The sequence below is a fragment of the Micromonospora salmantinae genome, assembly GCF_022230905.1.
Taxonomy (GTDB): Bacteria; Actinomycetota; Actinomycetes; order Mycobacteriales; family Micromonosporaceae; genus Micromonospora; species Micromonospora salmantinae.
In genome coordinates, this window is the sequence record NZ_JAKKFG010000042.1 from 350,333 (window position 1) to 366,266 (window position 15,934).

Sequence of the window (15,934 nt, forward strand, 5' to 3'; positions counted from 1 at the left end):
AGAACGAGTGTTCGATTGCCTCGAACGCCCGTTCCAACCAGCCGGAGCGCGGCGTTTCGCGGCGCCACCTCCGGGCGGTGCGGCTCCGCGGGCCGCACCTGGGTTTCCGGGCAGTCGCGAGCCTGGTCCCAACAGGCAGGAGCGTTGCCCGCCGCCCACGACCCCCGGGCGGCGGGCGACGCACCCGCCGGTCCGCCGGCCGGGTGTGGTGTGGGGAAGCATCCACACCCGGCCGGCCACACCCGGTGCGTCTTCCTCCGCACCACCCCGACCTCGGCGTCTCGTCGGCGGCATCAGCCGCCGCAGTGGCGTCTCGGCCACGTGGAGGAGAGACATCCATGCCGACCAACCCGGCTCAGGCACCGACGGTGCCGGCGCACGTGTTGCCGCACCGCACCCCCGCCCAACTCCTCACGTTGGCCCGCCGTGGGCTGGTCGAGGCCGGCCAGACCCGACCTGACGGTCTGCGCTACGCGGCTGCCCACCTTGCTGCCCTGCGCGCGGCGGCGGCCCTTCTCGCCGCCCGGGCCCGACCCGCGCCGAGTCGACGCAACCGGATCACCAGCGTCTGGGTCCTCCTCTGCGCCGTCGCTCCGGAGCTCGACGAGTGGTCCCGGTTCTTCGCCGCGGGGGCCAGCAAGCGCGCCGCCGCCGAGGCCGGCATCCCCCGGGTGGTCAGCGCCCGGGAGGCCGACGATCTGCTCCGCGCTGCCGAACAGTTCGTCACGGTGGTGGAAACCGCGCTCGGCGTGGCCCACCAACCGGCCCTGGACGGCCTCGCCGCCTGATCCCGCCGTGCCACCGGCCGCCCGGCGGGGGGAGCCGGGCGGCCGGTGGCACGGCGTGCCGGTCCTGATCTGATCCACAGCAACGACGGGGGAGTTGGTCCAATGGCGGGCCGCATGGTGGTCGGTTCCGCCGCGCTGGCCGATCTGGTGCGCCCGGCGAGCGCGCCCGACCCAGTCGGTGGCCACCGGGTGCTGCCGGTGGTGCCCGAGCTGACGGGTCTGCTGCCCAACAGGGGCCTGCGCCGGGGCAGCACCATCGCTGTCGCCGCCGGCCAGCCCCGCCGCAGCGGTGGCACCTCGCTGATGCTGGCCCTGCTCGCCGAGGCGTCCCGGGCCGGCTCGTGGTGCGCCGTGGTCGGGGTGCCGACGTTCGGTGCGGGCGCGGCGGCTGAGCTGGGCATCGCCCTGGACCGGCTGGCCCTGGTGCCGAACCCCGGCCCCGAGTGGGCCACAGTTGTCGCCGCGCTGATCGACGGGGTGGACGTCGTGGTCACCACAGTGCCGGCCTCGGTCTCCGCCTCGGTCGCCACCCGGTTGGCAGCCCGGGCCCGGCAGCGCGGCAGCGTGCTCGTCCCGTACGGCCGGTGGGACGGCGCGGACGTGACGCTGCAGGTGGTCCGGGGAGTCTGGGAGGGTCTCGGGTTGGGTCGGGGGCGGTTGCGCCGCCGGGAGATCACCGTCTCGGCGCGCGGGCGCGGGGCGGCCGCCCGGCCCAAGGAGATCAAGGTCTGGCTCCCGGGTGACGAGCTGACCCGGGTGATCCCTCGTGCGCTGCCGTCGCCCGTGGGCCGATCGGCCGCGCCACTCGCGCTGGTCGGTCGGGGGTGACCGGCGCGCCGGCGCGCACGCTGCTGCTGTGGTGCCCGGACTGGCCGGTGCTCGCCGCCGAGATCGTCGACGGGGTGCCGGCGACCGGCCCGGTCGCCGTGCTGCACGCCAATCGGGTGGTCGCCTGCTCCGAGCGGGCCCGCGCCGAGGGGGTGCGTCGAGGGCTGCGCAAGCGGGAGGCGCAGGGGCGCTGCCCGCAGCTCGCCGTCGTGGAGTACGACCCCGGCCGGGACGCCCGGGCGTTCGAGCCGGTGGTCGCCGCGGTGGAGGAGTTGGTCGCCGGTGTCGAGGTGGTCCGTCCGGGTGCCTGCGCGGTGGCCGCCCGGGGGCCGGGCCGTTACCTCGGCGGTGAGGAGGCGGCCGCTGAGCGGATCATCGAACACGTGGCGCAGTCGTGCCTGGTGGAGAGCCAGGTCGGCATCGCCGACGGGGTGTTCGCGGCCGGGTTGGCCGCTCGCGCTGGCCGGGTGGTGGCACCGGGTGGGACACCGGAGTTCCTGGCCGGGTTGCCGGTCGAGGCGCTCGGCCGGTCGGCGCTGGCCGACCTGCTGCGTCGGCTGGGGGTACGCACCCTCGGCGACTTCGCGGCCCTGCCGGCCGGCGACGTGCTGGCCCGGTTCGGGTTCGACGGTGCGCTGGCCCACCGGCTGGCCGCCGGGCGGGACCACCGCCCACTCGCCGTCCGACAGCCGCCGGCCGACCTGACGGTGACCGCCGAGCACGACGAGCCGATCGACCGGGTCGACGCGGCGGCGTTCGTGGCCCGGGCGCTGGCCGAGCGGCTGCACGAACGGCTGGCCGGGCACGGGTTGGCCTGCACCCGGCTCGGCATCGAGGCGGTGACCGAGCACGGGCAGGAGTTGCACCGGGTGTGGCGGCACGATGGCCTGCTCACCGCCGCGGCCATCGCCGACCGGGTGCGCTGGCAGCTCGACGGGTGGCTCTCCGGCAGCAACGGCCGCGCCGGTGCCCGGCCGGCCCGACCGACGGCCGGCATCATCCGGCTGCGACTGATCCCGGACGGGGTGATCGCCCAGGCCGGTCTGCAGGCCGGGCTCTGGGGGGAGACCGGCGAGGAACGGGAACGCGCGCACCGGGCGTTGAGCCGGGTGCAGGGCATCCTCGGCCCGGAAGCGGTGGTCACCGCGGTGCTCGGTGGTGGGCGCTCCCCGGCCGACCAGGTGCGACTGGTGCCGTGGGGCGACGAACGCGTCCCCGCCCGTCCTGGTCCGCCGGCCGATGCCGGCGCCGACCCGGCCACCGGCCGGGGTGCAGGCGGGGCTCCGCCGTGGCCGGGCCGGCTGCCGGCGCCCGCGCCGGCGGTGGTGCTGCCCAGCCCGCTCGCGGCGACGGTGCACGACGCCGCCGGCGAGCCGGTGGTGATCAGCGCGCGGTTGGCGGTGAGTGCCCCACCGGCTCGGCTGGTGGTCGGCACCGGTCAGCCGGCGGAGATCGTGGGCTGGGCCGGCCCGTGGCCGGTGGACGAGCGGTGGTGGGCGCCGGTCGAGGCCCGCCGCCGGGCCCGGTTCCAGGTCAGCCTGGCCGACGGCGCCGCCCTGCTGCTGGCCGTCGAGGCCGGGCAGTGGTTGGTGGAGGCAATCTATGACTGAGCCGGTGCTCCCCAGGTCGGAGGCGGATGCTCGATGAGCTTCCACAACCCGAAGATGCCCTGGTCGGAGCTGGAGCGGGTGCTCTCCGGGCGGGCCAGCGGCTCCGGCCGGTCGGGCGGCGGTCGGTCGCGCGAGGAGCGGCACCTGCACGTGGTGGATCCGCTCGCCGTGGACGCCGACGGCGGCGACTCCCCGGCGTGGAGCCGCCGCCGCGAGCAGTACCAGCCACCGGAGCTGATCCGCCCCGACGGCGTGGTGCCCTACGCGGAGCTGCACGCGCACACCAATTTCAGCTTCCTCGACGGCGCCAGCCACCCGGAGGAGCTGGCCGAGGAGGCGGCCCGGCTGGGGCTCACCGCGCTCGCCGTCACCGACCACGACGGCTTCTACGGGGTGGTCCGCTTCGCCGAGGCGGCTCGTACGCTGGGCCTGCCGACCATCTTCGGCGCGGAACTGTCCCTCGGCCTGCCCGGCCCGCAGAACGGCGAGCCCGACCCGCACGGCGCGCACCTGCTGGTGCTCGCGCACGGCCACGAGGGGTACGCCCGGCTGGCCACCACCATCGCCCGCGCCCAGCTGCGCGGCGGGGAGAAGGGCCGCCCGGACTACGGGGACCTGGAGGAGGTCGCCGCCGAGCTGCGTGACCATGTGCTGGTGCTGACCGGCTGCCGCAAGGGGCACGTGCCGGGGGCACTGCTCACCGAGGGGGTGGACGCGGCGGCCCGCGAGTTGGACCGGCTGACAGCGCTCTTCGGCGCGGAGACGGTGGCCGTGGAGCTGACCGACCACGGCCATCCCATCGACGCCGACCGTAACGACGCGCTCGCCGAGCTGGCCGCCGCGGCCGGGTTGCCGACTGTGGCCAGCAACAACGTGCACTACGCCAGCCCCGGCCGGCGTCGGCTGGCCACCACCGTCGCCGCGGTCCGGGCCCGCCGCAGCCTGGACGAGATCGACGGCTGGTTGCCCGCGGCGGCCACCGCTCACCTGCGCAGCGGCGCGGAGATGGCGGCCCGGTTCGCCGCGTACCCGGGTGCGGTGGCGCGGGCCGCCGAGTTCGGCGCCGAGTTGGCCTTCGACCTCCAGCTCGTCGCGCCGCAGCTACCGGCGTACCCGGTGCCGCCGGGGCACACGGAGATGAGCTGGCTGCGGAAGCTGACAGCTGACGGGGCACACGAGCGCTACGGGCCGCCGCAGGCGCACCCGACGGCGTACGCGCAACTCGACCACGAACTGAACATGATCGAGGAGCTGGGTTTCCCCGGCTACTTCCTGGTGGTCTACGACATCGTCACGTTCTGCCGTGACCAGGACATCTACTGCCAGGGTCGGGGTTCGGCGGCCAACTCGGCGGTCTGCTACGCGTTGCGGATCACCAATGTGGACGCGGTCCGGCACCAACTGCTCTTCGAGCGGTTCCTCGCCCCGGAACGGGACGGTCCACCCGACATCGACGTGGACATCGAGTCCGACCGCCGGGAGGAGGTGATCCAGCACGTCTACACCCGTTACGGCCGGGAGCACGCCGCCCAGGTCGCCAACGTCATCTCCTACCGGCCCCGGTCGGCAGTGCGGGACGTGGCCAAGGCGTTCGGCTACTCGCCGGGGCAGCAGGACGCCTGGAGCAAGCAGATCGACAGGTGGGGCTCGGTCGCCACTGTCGATGTCGAGAACATCCCCGAGCAGGTGGTGGAGTACGCCAACGAGTTGCAGACGTTCCCGCGACACCTGGGCATCCACTCCGGCGGCATGGTGATCTGCGACCGGCCGGTGATCGAGGTCTGCCCGGTGGAGTGGGGGCGGATGCCCGGGCGCAGCGTCCTGCAATGGGACAAGGACGACTGCGCCGCGGTGGGCCTGGTCAAGTTCGACCTGCTCGGCCTGGGCATGCTCTCCGCCCTGCACTACGGCTACGACATGATCGGGTCCCGGCTCGACCTGGGCGACATGACCCTGGACGACCCGGAGGTCTACGACATGCTCTGCCGGGCCGACTCGGTCGGGGTGTTCCAGGTGGAGAGTCGGGCCCAGATGGCCACCCTGCCCCGACTCAAGCCCCGCGAGTTCTACGACCTGGTGGTCGAGGTGGCGCTGATCCGCCCCGGCCCGATCCAGGGCGGTTCGGTGCACCCGTTCATCCGCCGCAAGAACGGCCAGGAGCCGGTGACCTTCGCGCACCCATTGATGCGTAACGCCCTGGAGAAGACCCTGGGTGTGCCGTTGTTCCAGGAGCAGCTGATGCAGCTCGCCATCGACCTGGCCGGCTTCGACGCGGCCGAGGCCGACCAGTTGCGCCGGGCGATGGGCGCCAAACGGTCGGTCGAGCGGATGACCCGGATCGCCGACCGGCTCTACGCCGGGATGGCCGAGCGGGGCATCACCGGTGAGCTGGCCGACGACGTCTACCGCAAGCTCACCGCGTTCGCCAGCTACGGCTTTCCGGAGAGCCACGCGATGAGCTTCGCCTACCTGGTCTACGCCAGCTCCTGGCTCAAGCGTTACCACCCCGCGCCGTTCCTGGCCGCGCTGCTCAACGCCCAGCCGATGGGTTTCTACTCGCCGCAGACCCTTGTCGACGACGCCCGCCGGCACGGGGTGGAGGTCCGTCGTCCGGACATCAACGCCAGCGGGGCTCTGGCGGTGCTGGAGTCCACCCCGGAGACCCGGTGGGGCAGCGGGCCGGGGGAGCCGCCGCACGCCTGGGGGCTGGGCGGTCCCGCCGTCCGGCTCGGCCTGTCCGGTGTGCGGACCCTCGGCGCCGACGTGGCCGAACGGATCGAGGCCGAACGGGTCGCCGGTGGGCCGTACCGGGACATGCCGGATGTGGCCCGGCGGCTCGGTCTCACCGCCGCGCAGCTGGAGGCGTTGGCCACCGCGGACGCCTTCGCCTGTTTCGGGCTGACCCGGCGGCAGGCGCTGTGGGCCGCCGGCGCGGCGGCCCAGGACCGGCCGGGTCGGCTGCCGGGCACGGTGACCGGCGCGGCGGCGCCCACGCTGCCCGGGATGGAGGCGGTGGACCGGCTGGTCGCCGACGTGTGGGCCACCGGGTTGTCGCCGGAGAGCCACCCCGCCCGGTTCATCCGGGGTCAGCTCGACGTGCTCGGCGCGGTGCCGATCGCCCGGCTCGGCCGGGTGGAGCCGGGGCAGCGGATCCGGGTCGGTGGCATCGTCACCCACCGGCAACGCCCGGCGACCGCGGGCGGGGTCACCTTCCTCAACCTGGAGGACGAGACGGGGATGCTCAACGTCACCTGTTCGCCGGGGCTGTGGCAGCGCTACCGGCGGGTGGCGCGGACCAGCGCCGCGCTGGTGGTCCGGGGGCGGTTGCAGCGGCACGAGGGGGTGACCAACCTGGTCGCCGACCGCCTGGACGCCATCGAGCCACCGGTCAGCCCCGCCTCCCGTGACTTCCGCTGATTCAGTGATCCACATTACGGTTTCCCGAGCCGTCGAGCGGGAGACTCGTTCCGAGCGGGCAGAGCGGCCCGTGATCCGTGAGGGGGAACGACAGTGACGGGAAATCACGCGTACACCGGTGGAATCGCCAACGCCCGGCGGACCCGACTGGGCACCGGCTGGGTGCCGTCGCACCTCGCCGACCCCCGCGAGTACGAGGTGACAAACGGTCCGGTGGCCAACGAGCGCCGGTCCCGGGCGGAGGACGAGGCCGAGGGCACCGAGGCCTGACCGGCCGCCGCACCACGCACCGATCGGGCGTGTGGTGGGCGCCCCCGCCACACGCCCGCACCACCACCTGACCGGGTGACTAGGCTCGACCGGGTGGAGCAGACCCGAGGCCGGTTCGCCGAGCCGCCGCTGACACCCCGTACCGCCGTGATCTGGTCGGTGCTCCGCGCCGAGCTGGACCGGCGCGGCGACGCCGAGCTCACAGTGCTGGACGTGGGCGGTGGCACCGGCGGTTTCGCCGTTCCGCTGGCCCGCGCCGGGCATCGGGTCACGGTCGTCGACGCCAGCCCCGACGCGCTCGCCGCGCTCACCCGCCGCGCCGCCGAGGCCGGGGTGGCCGACCGGATCGCCGCCGTGCAGGGCGACGGTGACGCCCTCGCCGGGCTGGTCGAGCCGGCCGGCGTCGACCTGGTGCTCTGCCACGCCGTCCTGGAGGTCGTCGACGACCCGACGCCGGTGGTGACCGCGCTGGCCACCGCGCTGCGCCCGGGTGGCGCGGCCAGTGTGCTGGTGGCCGGCCGTGCCGCCGCCGTGCTGGGCCGCGCGATGAACGGGCACCTGGACGTCGCGGCCACCCTGGCCGCCGATCCGGCCGGCACCGCGGGCCCGCGCGACACGCTGCGCCGACGCTACGACGCTCCCGGCGCCGCCGCGCTGCTCGGCGCCGCCGGGCTGGTGGTCGAGGAGATCCACGGGGTACGCGTGCTGGCCGACCTGCTGCCGGCCGCGGTCGCCGACGGGCAGTCCGCCGCCGTGGTCGAGCTGGAACGTGCGCTGGCCGCCCAACCGCCGTACCGGGACCTGGCCGCCCAACTGCACCTGTTCGCCCGCCGGCCGGCATGATCGCCGAGGCCCGCGGCCGGCCGGCGCCGCTGGAGATCCTCGGGCCGGGCCACGGTGGCGGACGTCTCGCCGACGTGCTGCCCAGCGCGCTGGCCGTGCTCGGGGTGCCCGGCTCGACCGACCCGCTCGGGCTCGGGCCCGCGCTGGCCGGGGTACGCCGGATCGCCGTGCTGCTCGTCGACGGGCTCGGCTGGTACCAGCTGCCGACCGCGGCGCCGTACGCGCCGACCCTCGCCGGGCTCGCCGCGACTGTGGCCCGGCCGCTCATCGCCGGCTTCCCGTCCACCACCCCGACCAGCCTGGTGTCGCTGGGCACCGGTGTCGCGCCGGGCGCACACGGGGTGCTCGGCTTCACAGTGCGGGTGCCCGGCACCGATCGGGTGCTCACCCACACCGACTGGGCCGCCGATCCGTCGCCGCTGCGCTGGCAGCCGGTGCCCACCCAGTTGGAGCGGGCCCGCGCCGCCGGGGTGACGACGAGCGTGGTGAGTCGGCCGGAGTTCGGCGGCAGCGGGTTGACACTGGCCGCCAACCGGGGTGGCGACTTCCGGGGCGCCGCCGGCGGGGACGCGGTGGCCACCGCCATGCTGGCCGCGCTGGCCGCCGGGGCCGGTCCCACACTGGTCTCCGGCTACCACGCCGACCTGGACCGGCACGGCCACGTCAGCGGCGTCGACTCGGCACCCTGGCGGGTCGCCGCCACCGAGGTGGACGCCCTGGTCACCCGCCTGGTCGACGGGCTGCCGCCGGACGCGGCGCTGCTGGTGACCGCCGACCACGGGCAGCTCGACATCCCTGCCGCGCACCGCTTCGACCTGGACACCGATCCGCGACTGCGCGCCGGCGTGCGGCTGGTGGCCGGCGAGGCCCGGGTGCGTTACCTGCACGTCGAGCCGGGCGCGGTCGACGACGTGCGGGCCGCCTGGTCGGAGGCGCTGGGCGCCACGGCCCGGGTACGCACCCGCGACGAGGTGGTGGCCACCGGCTGGTTCGGGCCGGTGCCCGAGGAGCACCTCGGCCGGATCGGCGACGTGGTGGTGATCTGCAACGACACGTACGCGGTCATGGCCAGTCGCACCGAGCGGCCGATGGCGTCGAAGTTGGTGGCCTACCACGGGTCGGACACCGCCGCGGAGCTGACAGTGCCGCTGCTGGTCGTCCGGGGCTGACCCGGGGACGGTTCGGCCCACTGGCCGATGGTGGTGTCGTACCCCCGGGTTAACCTGCCGGGATGGGCCGCAGCCAGTCGTTGCCTCGGGGCGACGATCCACGCTTCGGGCCGGACGCCGACGACTCCGCCAGCCCGATCCTGCACGTCGACATGGACGCCTTCTTCGCCGCTGTCGAGGTGCGCCGCCGCCCCGAGCTGCGCGGCCGACCGGTGGTCGTCGGCGGTGTCGGCCCGCGCGGGGTGGTCAGCTCGGCCAGCTACGAGGCCCGCCGGTACGGCGTCCGCAGCGCGATGCCGACCAGTCAGGCCCGGGCCCGCTGCCCCCACGCGGTCTACCTGCCACCGGATTTTTCCGCCTACACGGCCGCCTCCCGGGCCGTCATGCAGATCTTCCGGGACGTCACGCCGCTGGTCGAGCCGCTCTCCCTCGACGAGGCGTTCCTCGACGTGACCGGCGCCCGGCGGCTCTTCGGCTCTCCGGCCACCATCGCCCGGCTGATCCGTCGCCGGGTCGCCGACGAGCAGGCGCTGACCTGCTCGGTCGGGGTGGCGCCGACCAAGTTCGTGGCCAAGCTGGGCTCCACCCGGGCCAAGCCGGACGGCCTGCTGGTCGTGCCCCCGGGGCAGGTGCTCGACTTCCTGCACCCGCTGCCGGTGAACGCCCTGTGGGGGGTGGGGGAGCGCGCCGCCGAGGCGCTACGCCGGCTCGGCCTGACCACCGTCGGCGACCTCGCCGAGGCACCGGTGGGCATGCTCCGCCGGGCCGTCGGTGCCGCCTCGGCATCCCACCTGCACGAGTTGGCCTGGGGGCGCGACCCGCGCGGGGTCAGCCCCGAGCACGTCGACAAGTCGATCGGCGCCGAGGTGACCTTCGACGTCGACGTGGCCGACCCGTTGGAGATCCGCCGTGCGTTGCTCGCGCTCAGCGCGAAGGTCGGTGTCCGGTTGCGCGGCTCCGGGCAGGTCGGGCGCACCGTCTCGCTCAAGGTCCGGCTGGCCGACTTCCGCACCGTCAGCCGATCTCGCACCCTCGACGTTCCCACCGACACCGCCCGCGAGATGTTCGACACGGTCTGGGCGCTCTATACCGCGTTGGACCCTGGCGAGCGGATCCGCCTCGTCGGTGTCCGGGTGGAAGGGCTCGCCTCGGCGCAGGGCGCTCCCCGGCAACTCACCCTCGGCGCGCCCGAGCGTGGCTGGCGCGAAGCGGAAGCTGCCGCGGACGCCGCCGCTGCCCGTTTCGGGCGGTCCGTCATAGGTCCGGCCAGTCTGATGGGCGACCGTGATCCCCGTCGAAACGAAAATCCACCCCGCCCATAGGTCGTCCCGCTTTCCGACGCGCGACCCCCCTCGTAGACTTGCGGGTAAGCAGCCGGTTGGCTGCCACGGTCTGTCGGCCCGAGTGGGCCCGACCAACGTGACCGGGGAGGAGTGCCGTGCCGCTCTCGGAGCACGAGCAGCGGCTGTTCGAGCAGATCGAGCGGTCGCTTGCCGAGGACCCCAAATTCGCCTCGGCCGTGCGCGCCAGCGATCCGCGCTTCCATGCGCGGCGTCGCCTGCTCGTCGCCGCCGGCGTCATCATCGCTGGCTTGGCTCTACTGGTCTATGGCGCGGTGATCAAGACTCCACCACTGGCGGTGGCGGGCTTCGTCGTCATGCTGGCGTCGGCGGCGTTCGCGGTGCAGTCGCACCGGCGGGCGCAGTCACCCGACCTGCACGTGGTGGGCGGCACGACGAGTCGTCGTCGTCCCCGCGGTGGCCGATCCGGTCGCCGGTCGTCAATCCTGGACCGCATGGAGGACAGGTGGCGGCAGCGCCCGGAGGGGCACCGCTGAGCCGGTCCCGCCGCTGAGGCGGGCCGTACGCCGCGACGAGCGGTCGCCGGGCACAGCCCCCGGCGACCTCCGTCGTATCCGCGCGCCCTCTGCCGTTGCACGCTCTCCGCAGGGGTGCCCCGACCCGCAGAAGCACCTCACCGAGGAGCGACCACTCTGCGCATGATCGTGCTCGGTCCTGGATGTAGTGGCATCGTGCGCCCGGGAAGGGCCTACCTCCTGGATCGAGCACGACCTTGGGTGGCGGCAGCTGAGGCGGGTGGAGCGGCGGTGGTGGCCGCCGCCCCACGGACCTGGAACTGGTCGGTCAGCGAGCGGCCCGGTCGGCCAGCAGCCGTCGAGGATTCCACCGCAGCAGCCGGTACCGGGCCTGCCCGGTGAGCGCCACCATCCGGCCGGACCTGTCGGCCATGGCGGTGCGCCAGCGCAGCAGCACCGAGGGCGGCAGCACGGCGGCGAGCAGGCGGGTCCGTCGGTCCGCCCGTGTCGCGAGCGCCGCACGGACCGCGCGTAGCGCCGGCAGCAACCCCTCACCGGTCAGCGGATCCCGCGCGTAGCGGGCCCGCTCCTCCGCCCGGCCGAGCAGCCGCGCCGACCCGATCGCGTCGTCGTCGTCGAGGGAGTCCCGGACAAGCCGGTCCGCTGTCGCCCTGGGCGTCTCGGTCGGATCGACCGGGACCCGGAAGTCCACAAGCGTGTCGAGCAGCTCCGCCCAGGCGGCGTGCGCGTCCGCGCGGGCACGGTTGGCGTCCGCGCTGACCACCACCGGACGTGCCCCCGGCTCGCTGCCGCCGTCGACCCTCGCGGAGACCATCGCCCCGCTCGCCGCGCGGCCACTGCGTCGGCGGCGCAGGGCCATCCGGCGCAGCGCGGGCACCGCGAGCAGCACCAGCAGGGCCACCAGGCCCGCTGCCCACCACGGCCAGACCGGTGGCTGCTCGTTCGGCGTCGTCCCGCCGAGAGAGAGCCCGTCGTCGGTGTCCCGGTCGGCGTTGTCCGGGCCGGTCGACTCCGTCGAGGCGCCCGGGTCCGTCGGGGCGCTGGTGGCGCCGCTGCTCGGGCTGGGCTCCTCCGGCGCGTCAGTGTCCGGTGCCCAGGCCGACCGGGTGGAGCCGGGCACCCCGTACGCCGGGGTGGCGTCGAACGGCACCCAACCAGCCCCGTCGAAGTAGACCTCGGTCCAGGCGTGCAGGTTGAGATTGGTCAGCGTGAAGGTGTCACCGTCGCGCTTGCTGCCGTTGGTGAACCCGAAAGCCACCCGGGCCGGGATGCCGGCCGAGCGGACCAGCCAGGCCATCGCGGCGGCGTACTGCTGGCAGTAGCCGACCTTGTTGGTCAGAAAGTTGACGATGTCCTGACCGCTGCTGCCGCTCTCGGTGCTCAACCGGTAGCTGAAACCGTTGTCCGCCGAGAAGTGCTGGTAGATCGACAGCACCCGGTCGTAGTCAGTGCGTTTGCCCTGGATCAGCCCCTTGACCAGCTCCTCCACCTCGGGCACCGGCCCGGGGGTCGCGGTCATCTGTCGGCGTACGGGGTGTTCGGTAGGCAGCGGCTTCGCGGTCCGCAACGCGTCGGGTGTGAAGGTCGAGCGAACGTAGTCGAAGGAGTACTTCCGACCGCGGGAGTTCTCCCGGTTGGAGAAGACGACCTGCTGGTTGGCGTCGTAGAGCCAGTTGTCACTGAGGTCGTCGGCGCGGGTCGGTTCGGCGTACACCGGCATCAGCGACATGCTCAGGCTCTTGGTGACCTCGACGGTCGCCTGGTAGGTGGCCTGCCGCACGCCTGGCCCGGCCCGGTCGGCCGGGTTCGGCAGGTCCCGGTTGACCGACCTGCCGCTGGGGCTGCGCGCCTGGAAACCAGCGGGGCGCAACTCGTCGGCGACCGCGTAGCGCAGGTAGAACGGGTTCTGCTCGGACGTCTTCACCTTCACCAGGTCGGCCACCTGGGACTGGTTGAGCTGGCCGGCGAGCGAGGCGAAAAGGTCGATCCGACCCGACGTGCCCCCCGAGCCGGACCCGTTGCCGGTGCCGTTGCCCGGCCCTCGGCTGAGCGAGTCGAGCAGCCCGCCGGTCATGCCGGGCACCGCCAGCGGCAGCACCACCGCCAGGGCCACCCCGACCGCCGCGAGCCGACGGCCGGCGGACGCCAGCGGAGAGGCCTCCCACACGTCGACGTCACGGCCATCACCGGTGAACCGGCGCCCGAAGCGGCGCACCCGGTCGACGTTGTCGGTGACCAGCAGCCAGAGGTAACCGGCGGCGCCCACCACGAACGGCACCGCGGGGACGCTGTCCACGTAGACGGCGACCGGCACCGAGTAGATGGCGAGCATCGGCAGCCCCGCCAGCGCGGGCCGGCGCAGCCCCACGGCCAGTACGTCCACCAGCACGGCGACCCCGCCGACGCCGAGCACAGCGATGAACAGCAGCGGGTCGGTGTCCGGGACCTCGACCCCGTACGAGCGCATGTCCTGCATGGAGCCGGCGAGCAGGTCCCCGAAGTACGCGAACGTGCCCGGGGTGGGCAGGATCGCGAACAGCTCCTGGCCGCTGGGGAACAACCAGGTCAGGGCGAGCATCAGGCCGGCCAGCATGCCCAGCACCTGACCCCACAGAGGTGCCCGGGCAAGGCGGGTCAGCGCGGCCACCCCGGCCACCACGGCGACCGCGATGATGGACTCGATCAACCACGTCCAGCCCTGGAAGATGGCCGACAGCGGCGCGGCGGCCAGCAGCGTGGCAGCGGCCGCCACCATGCCGATGTTCCGAGTGCTGATCATGCGGAGAACCTTCCGTTCATCGCACACCGCCGGCGACCGTCTCGGCCAGCGCGGCCCGCAGGGCGAACCCCTGGGCGCCCCGACCGACCTGCGGCCACAGCGCCGGCAGCCGGCCGCCGTGGTCGACGCCGACCACCCGCCAGCCACTCTGCAACATGGCGAGGACGGCGGCGGCGTGGGCGTGCTCCGCCTCGGCCCGTGCCTTCTCCGGCAGGCTGAGCCAGGTGGAGCTGTTCAGGAGGAAGCCGACACAGGTGGCGCCGTTGCCCCGCAGCCCGGCCAGCAGCTCCGCCTCGGCGACGCTCACCGTGCCGAACAGGCCGATGATCAGACCGCCGTCGGCGCGTTGGCGGACCCGCTGCACGAGGCCGGTGACCTCGGCGCGCTGATCCAGTCGGACCTCCGCGAGGTGGTCGAGCAGCGCACCGTCCCCGCCGGCCTCGGAGGCGTCCACATCTGCCCCCGAGCCGGTGACCAGGCGCAACTTGTAACCGGCCTGCCGCAGGTGAACGGCGATGCTCGCGGCGGCCGAGACCGACCACTCGAAACTGGCCGTCGGCCCCTCGCCCCGGTGGCCGTACGCCCGGGTGTCCAGGACGACGGTGGCCCGGCTCTCCCACGGTTGCTCCTCGCGGCGCACCATCAGCTCACCGGTGCGGGCGGTGGACTTCCAGTGCACCCGGCGCAGGTCGTCGCCGCGCCGGTACTCCCGGGTCGCCGCGTCGTCCTCGCCGTGCACCGCCACCGAGCGGGCCCGGCTGTCGCCGCTGCCCGCGTACTCCCCGGGGAGCCGGACCGACGGCAGCGGGGTGACCTGCGGGATGACCGTCAGGTGGTCGGTGCTGGGGAAGGAGCGGGTGAGCTCGCACAGGCCGAACGGGTCGGTCATCCGGACGACCAGCGGGCCCACGTCGTAGCGGCCCCGCACGTCGGCCCGCACCGTGTACGCCACGGAGCTGGCCTGGTGCGCGCCGAGCCGCTCCAACACCACCCGGGGCCGGCTGCCCAGCGCGTAGGGCAGCCGGTCCTCCAGGAGCAGGGTGCCGGTCGGCAGCCGGGACAGGTTCTGTAGGCGCAGCACCACCCGGGAGTTGGCGCCGACCGGAACCCGGTGCGGGTCCAGGGAACGGTTGCAGGCCAGCTTGTAGCGGCTCCGCCCGACGTAGGCGGCGGCCAGCAACGGCAGGATGGCCAACAGCACAGCCACCCGGAGCAGGTCCTTCTCGCCGAGGATTCCGGCCGAGATCGCCGCCGCGACCGCAGCGGCGAGGAAGGACCGCCCGCGGGTGGTCAGCCCGCGCAGCCCGGCACGCACGTCATGGCCTCCGCGGCTCGTAGGGTGCGCGACCGTTGCCGGTGGCGGGGGGCCGGGTGTCGTACGGGTTGCGCTGCCGGTCGTGTGGCAGCGGCAGGCGGTGCACCAGCTCGGAGACGATCGCGTCGGTGGTGCGCCGGGCGAGCTGCGCGTCGGCGGTCGGGATGATCCGGTGGGCGAGCACCGGCACCGCCAGGGCCTGCAGGTCGTCGGGGAGGACGTAGTCGCGGCCCTCCAGGGCGGCGACCGCCCGGGCGGTGCGCAACAGTTGCAGGGTCGCCCGGGGGGACGCGCCGAGCCGCAGGTCGGGGGCCTCGCGGGTGGCGGTGACCAGGTCGATCGCGTACTGCTTGACCGCGTCCGCCACGTGCACCTGCCGGACGGTGGCGATCAGCTGCCGGACGATGGCCGCGTCGGAGACCGCGCGCAGCTCGTGCAGCGGGTCGGTGGCGCCGTGCCCGTCGAGCATGGCCAGCTCGGCGTTGGAGTCCGGGTAACCCATAGCGATGCGGGCGGTGAACCGGTCGCGCTGCGCCTCCGGCAGCGGGTAGGTCCCCTCCATCTCGATCGGGTTCTGGGTGGCGATCACCATGAACGGGGTCTGGAGCTGGTACGTCACCCCGTCGACGGTGACCTGCCGCTCCTCCATGCACTCCAGCAACGCCGACTGGGTCTTCGGCGAGGCCCGGTTGATCTCGTCGCCGACCACCAGGTTGGCGAACACGGCACCGGGGCGGAACTCGAAGTCGTGCGTCTCCTGGTTGTAGACGCTGACCCCGGTGACGTCGCTGGGCAGCAGGTCGGGGGTGAACTGGATCCGTCGCACTGTGCAGTCGATGGACCGGGCGAGGGCCTTGGCAAGCTTGGTCTTGCCGACACCCGGGACGTCTTCGATCAGGAGGTGACCCTCGGCGAGCAGGACGGCCAGGGCGAGCCGCACGGTGGCGGTCTTACCCTCGATGACCTGCTCGATGTTGGCCACGATGGCCTCGCTGGCGGCGCGGAACTCGTCGTGCGGCAACAGGCCGCCCACCTCGTCCCAGGTCTGTTGTGTCACGGGCCTCCTCCTCGTCGCCGT

The 15,934-nt window shown here is 74.1% G+C and carries 12 protein-coding genes; 9 read left to right on the forward strand and 3 right to left on the reverse strand.

The window, feature by feature from the left end:
* The first annotated feature begins 338 nt into the window (after positions 1 to 338).
* From PSH03_RS25505 to PSH03_RS25545, 9 genes are all read left to right on the forward strand, one after another.
* A complete protein-coding gene (locus PSH03_RS25505; RefSeq protein ID WP_007463070.1) occupies positions 339 to 788 on the forward strand; it encodes an SAV_6107 family HEPN domain-containing protein in 450 nt (149 codons plus the stop codon).
* Between the two features lie 102 nt (positions 789 to 890).
* Positions 891 to 1,616, forward strand: coding sequence for a DnaE2-dependent mutagenesis accessory factor ImuA' (gene imuA' / locus PSH03_RS25510; RefSeq protein WP_238690621.1), 726 nt, complete (start codon positions 891 to 893; stop codon positions 1,614 to 1,616).
* On the forward strand, positions 1,613 to 3,226 hold the full coding sequence (locus tag PSH03_RS25515) for a DNA polymerase Y family protein (protein WP_238690622.1): 1,614 nt from the start codon (positions 1,613 to 1,615) through the stop codon (positions 3,224 to 3,226). Before imuA' ends, PSH03_RS25515 begins: the two co-directional genes overlap by 4 nt.
* Positions 3,227 to 3,259: 33 nt before the next feature.
* Positions 3,260 to 6,643 (forward strand): error-prone DNA polymerase, encoded by a 3,384-nt coding sequence (locus tag PSH03_RS25520; protein WP_238690623.1) that lies wholly within the window; start codon positions 3,260 to 3,262, stop codon positions 6,641 to 6,643.
* 93 nt (positions 6,644 to 6,736) lie between these two features.
* Positions 6,737 to 6,913, forward strand: a complete 177-nt coding sequence (locus PSH03_RS25525) for a hypothetical protein (protein WP_167492956.1) — start codon at positions 6,737 to 6,739, stop codon at positions 6,911 to 6,913.
* Between the two features lie 75 nt (positions 6,914 to 6,988).
* Positions 6,989 to 7,756: a methyltransferase domain-containing protein gene (locus PSH03_RS25530; protein WP_238690624.1), complete on the forward strand. Its 768-nt coding sequence runs from the start codon at positions 6,989 to 6,991 to the stop codon at positions 7,754 to 7,756.
* Complete coding sequence (locus tag PSH03_RS25535; RefSeq protein ID WP_238690625.1) at positions 7,753 to 8,925, forward strand: alkaline phosphatase family protein; 1,173 nt, start codon at positions 7,753 to 7,755, stop codon at positions 8,923 to 8,925. Before PSH03_RS25530 ends, PSH03_RS25535 begins: the two co-directional genes overlap by 4 nt.
* Before the next feature lie 62 nt (positions 8,926 to 8,987).
* Positions 8,988 to 10,247 carry a DNA polymerase IV gene (locus PSH03_RS25540; RefSeq protein WP_210785718.1) on the forward strand — a complete coding sequence of 420 codons (1,260 nt, stop codon included), beginning with the start codon at positions 8,988 to 8,990 and terminating at the stop codon, positions 10,245 to 10,247.
* 116 nt (positions 10,248 to 10,363) lie between these two features.
* Positions 10,364 to 10,762, forward strand: coding sequence for an SCO2097 family morphological protein (locus PSH03_RS25545; RefSeq protein WP_030334542.1), 399 nt, complete (start codon positions 10,364 to 10,366; stop codon positions 10,760 to 10,762).
* Between the two features lie 307 nt (positions 10,763 to 11,069).
* On the opposite strand, the gene PSH03_RS25550 is transcribed toward PSH03_RS25545, so the two are convergent.
* The 3 genes from PSH03_RS25550 to PSH03_RS25560 are packed head-to-tail and all read right to left on the reverse strand — an operon-like array spanning position 11,070 to position 15,913.
* Entirely contained in the window at positions 11,070 to 13,541 is a 2,472-nt protein-coding gene (locus PSH03_RS25550) for a transglutaminase TgpA family protein (RefSeq protein ID WP_210785717.1), read from the reverse strand.
* Between the two features lie 16 nt (positions 13,542 to 13,557).
* The gene (locus tag PSH03_RS25555) at positions 13,558 to 14,856 is read right to left on the reverse strand and encodes a DUF58 domain-containing protein (RefSeq protein WP_210785716.1); all 1,299 of its coding nucleotides are present in this window, start codon (positions 14,854 to 14,856) and stop codon (positions 13,558 to 13,560) included.
* A 1-nt stretch (position 14,857) separates the two neighbouring features.
* Positions 14,858 to 15,913, reverse strand: a complete 1,056-nt coding sequence (locus PSH03_RS25560; protein ID WP_091407670.1) for an AAA family ATPase — start codon at positions 15,911 to 15,913, stop codon at positions 14,858 to 14,860.
* Positions 15,914 to 15,934 lie beyond the last annotated feature (21 nt).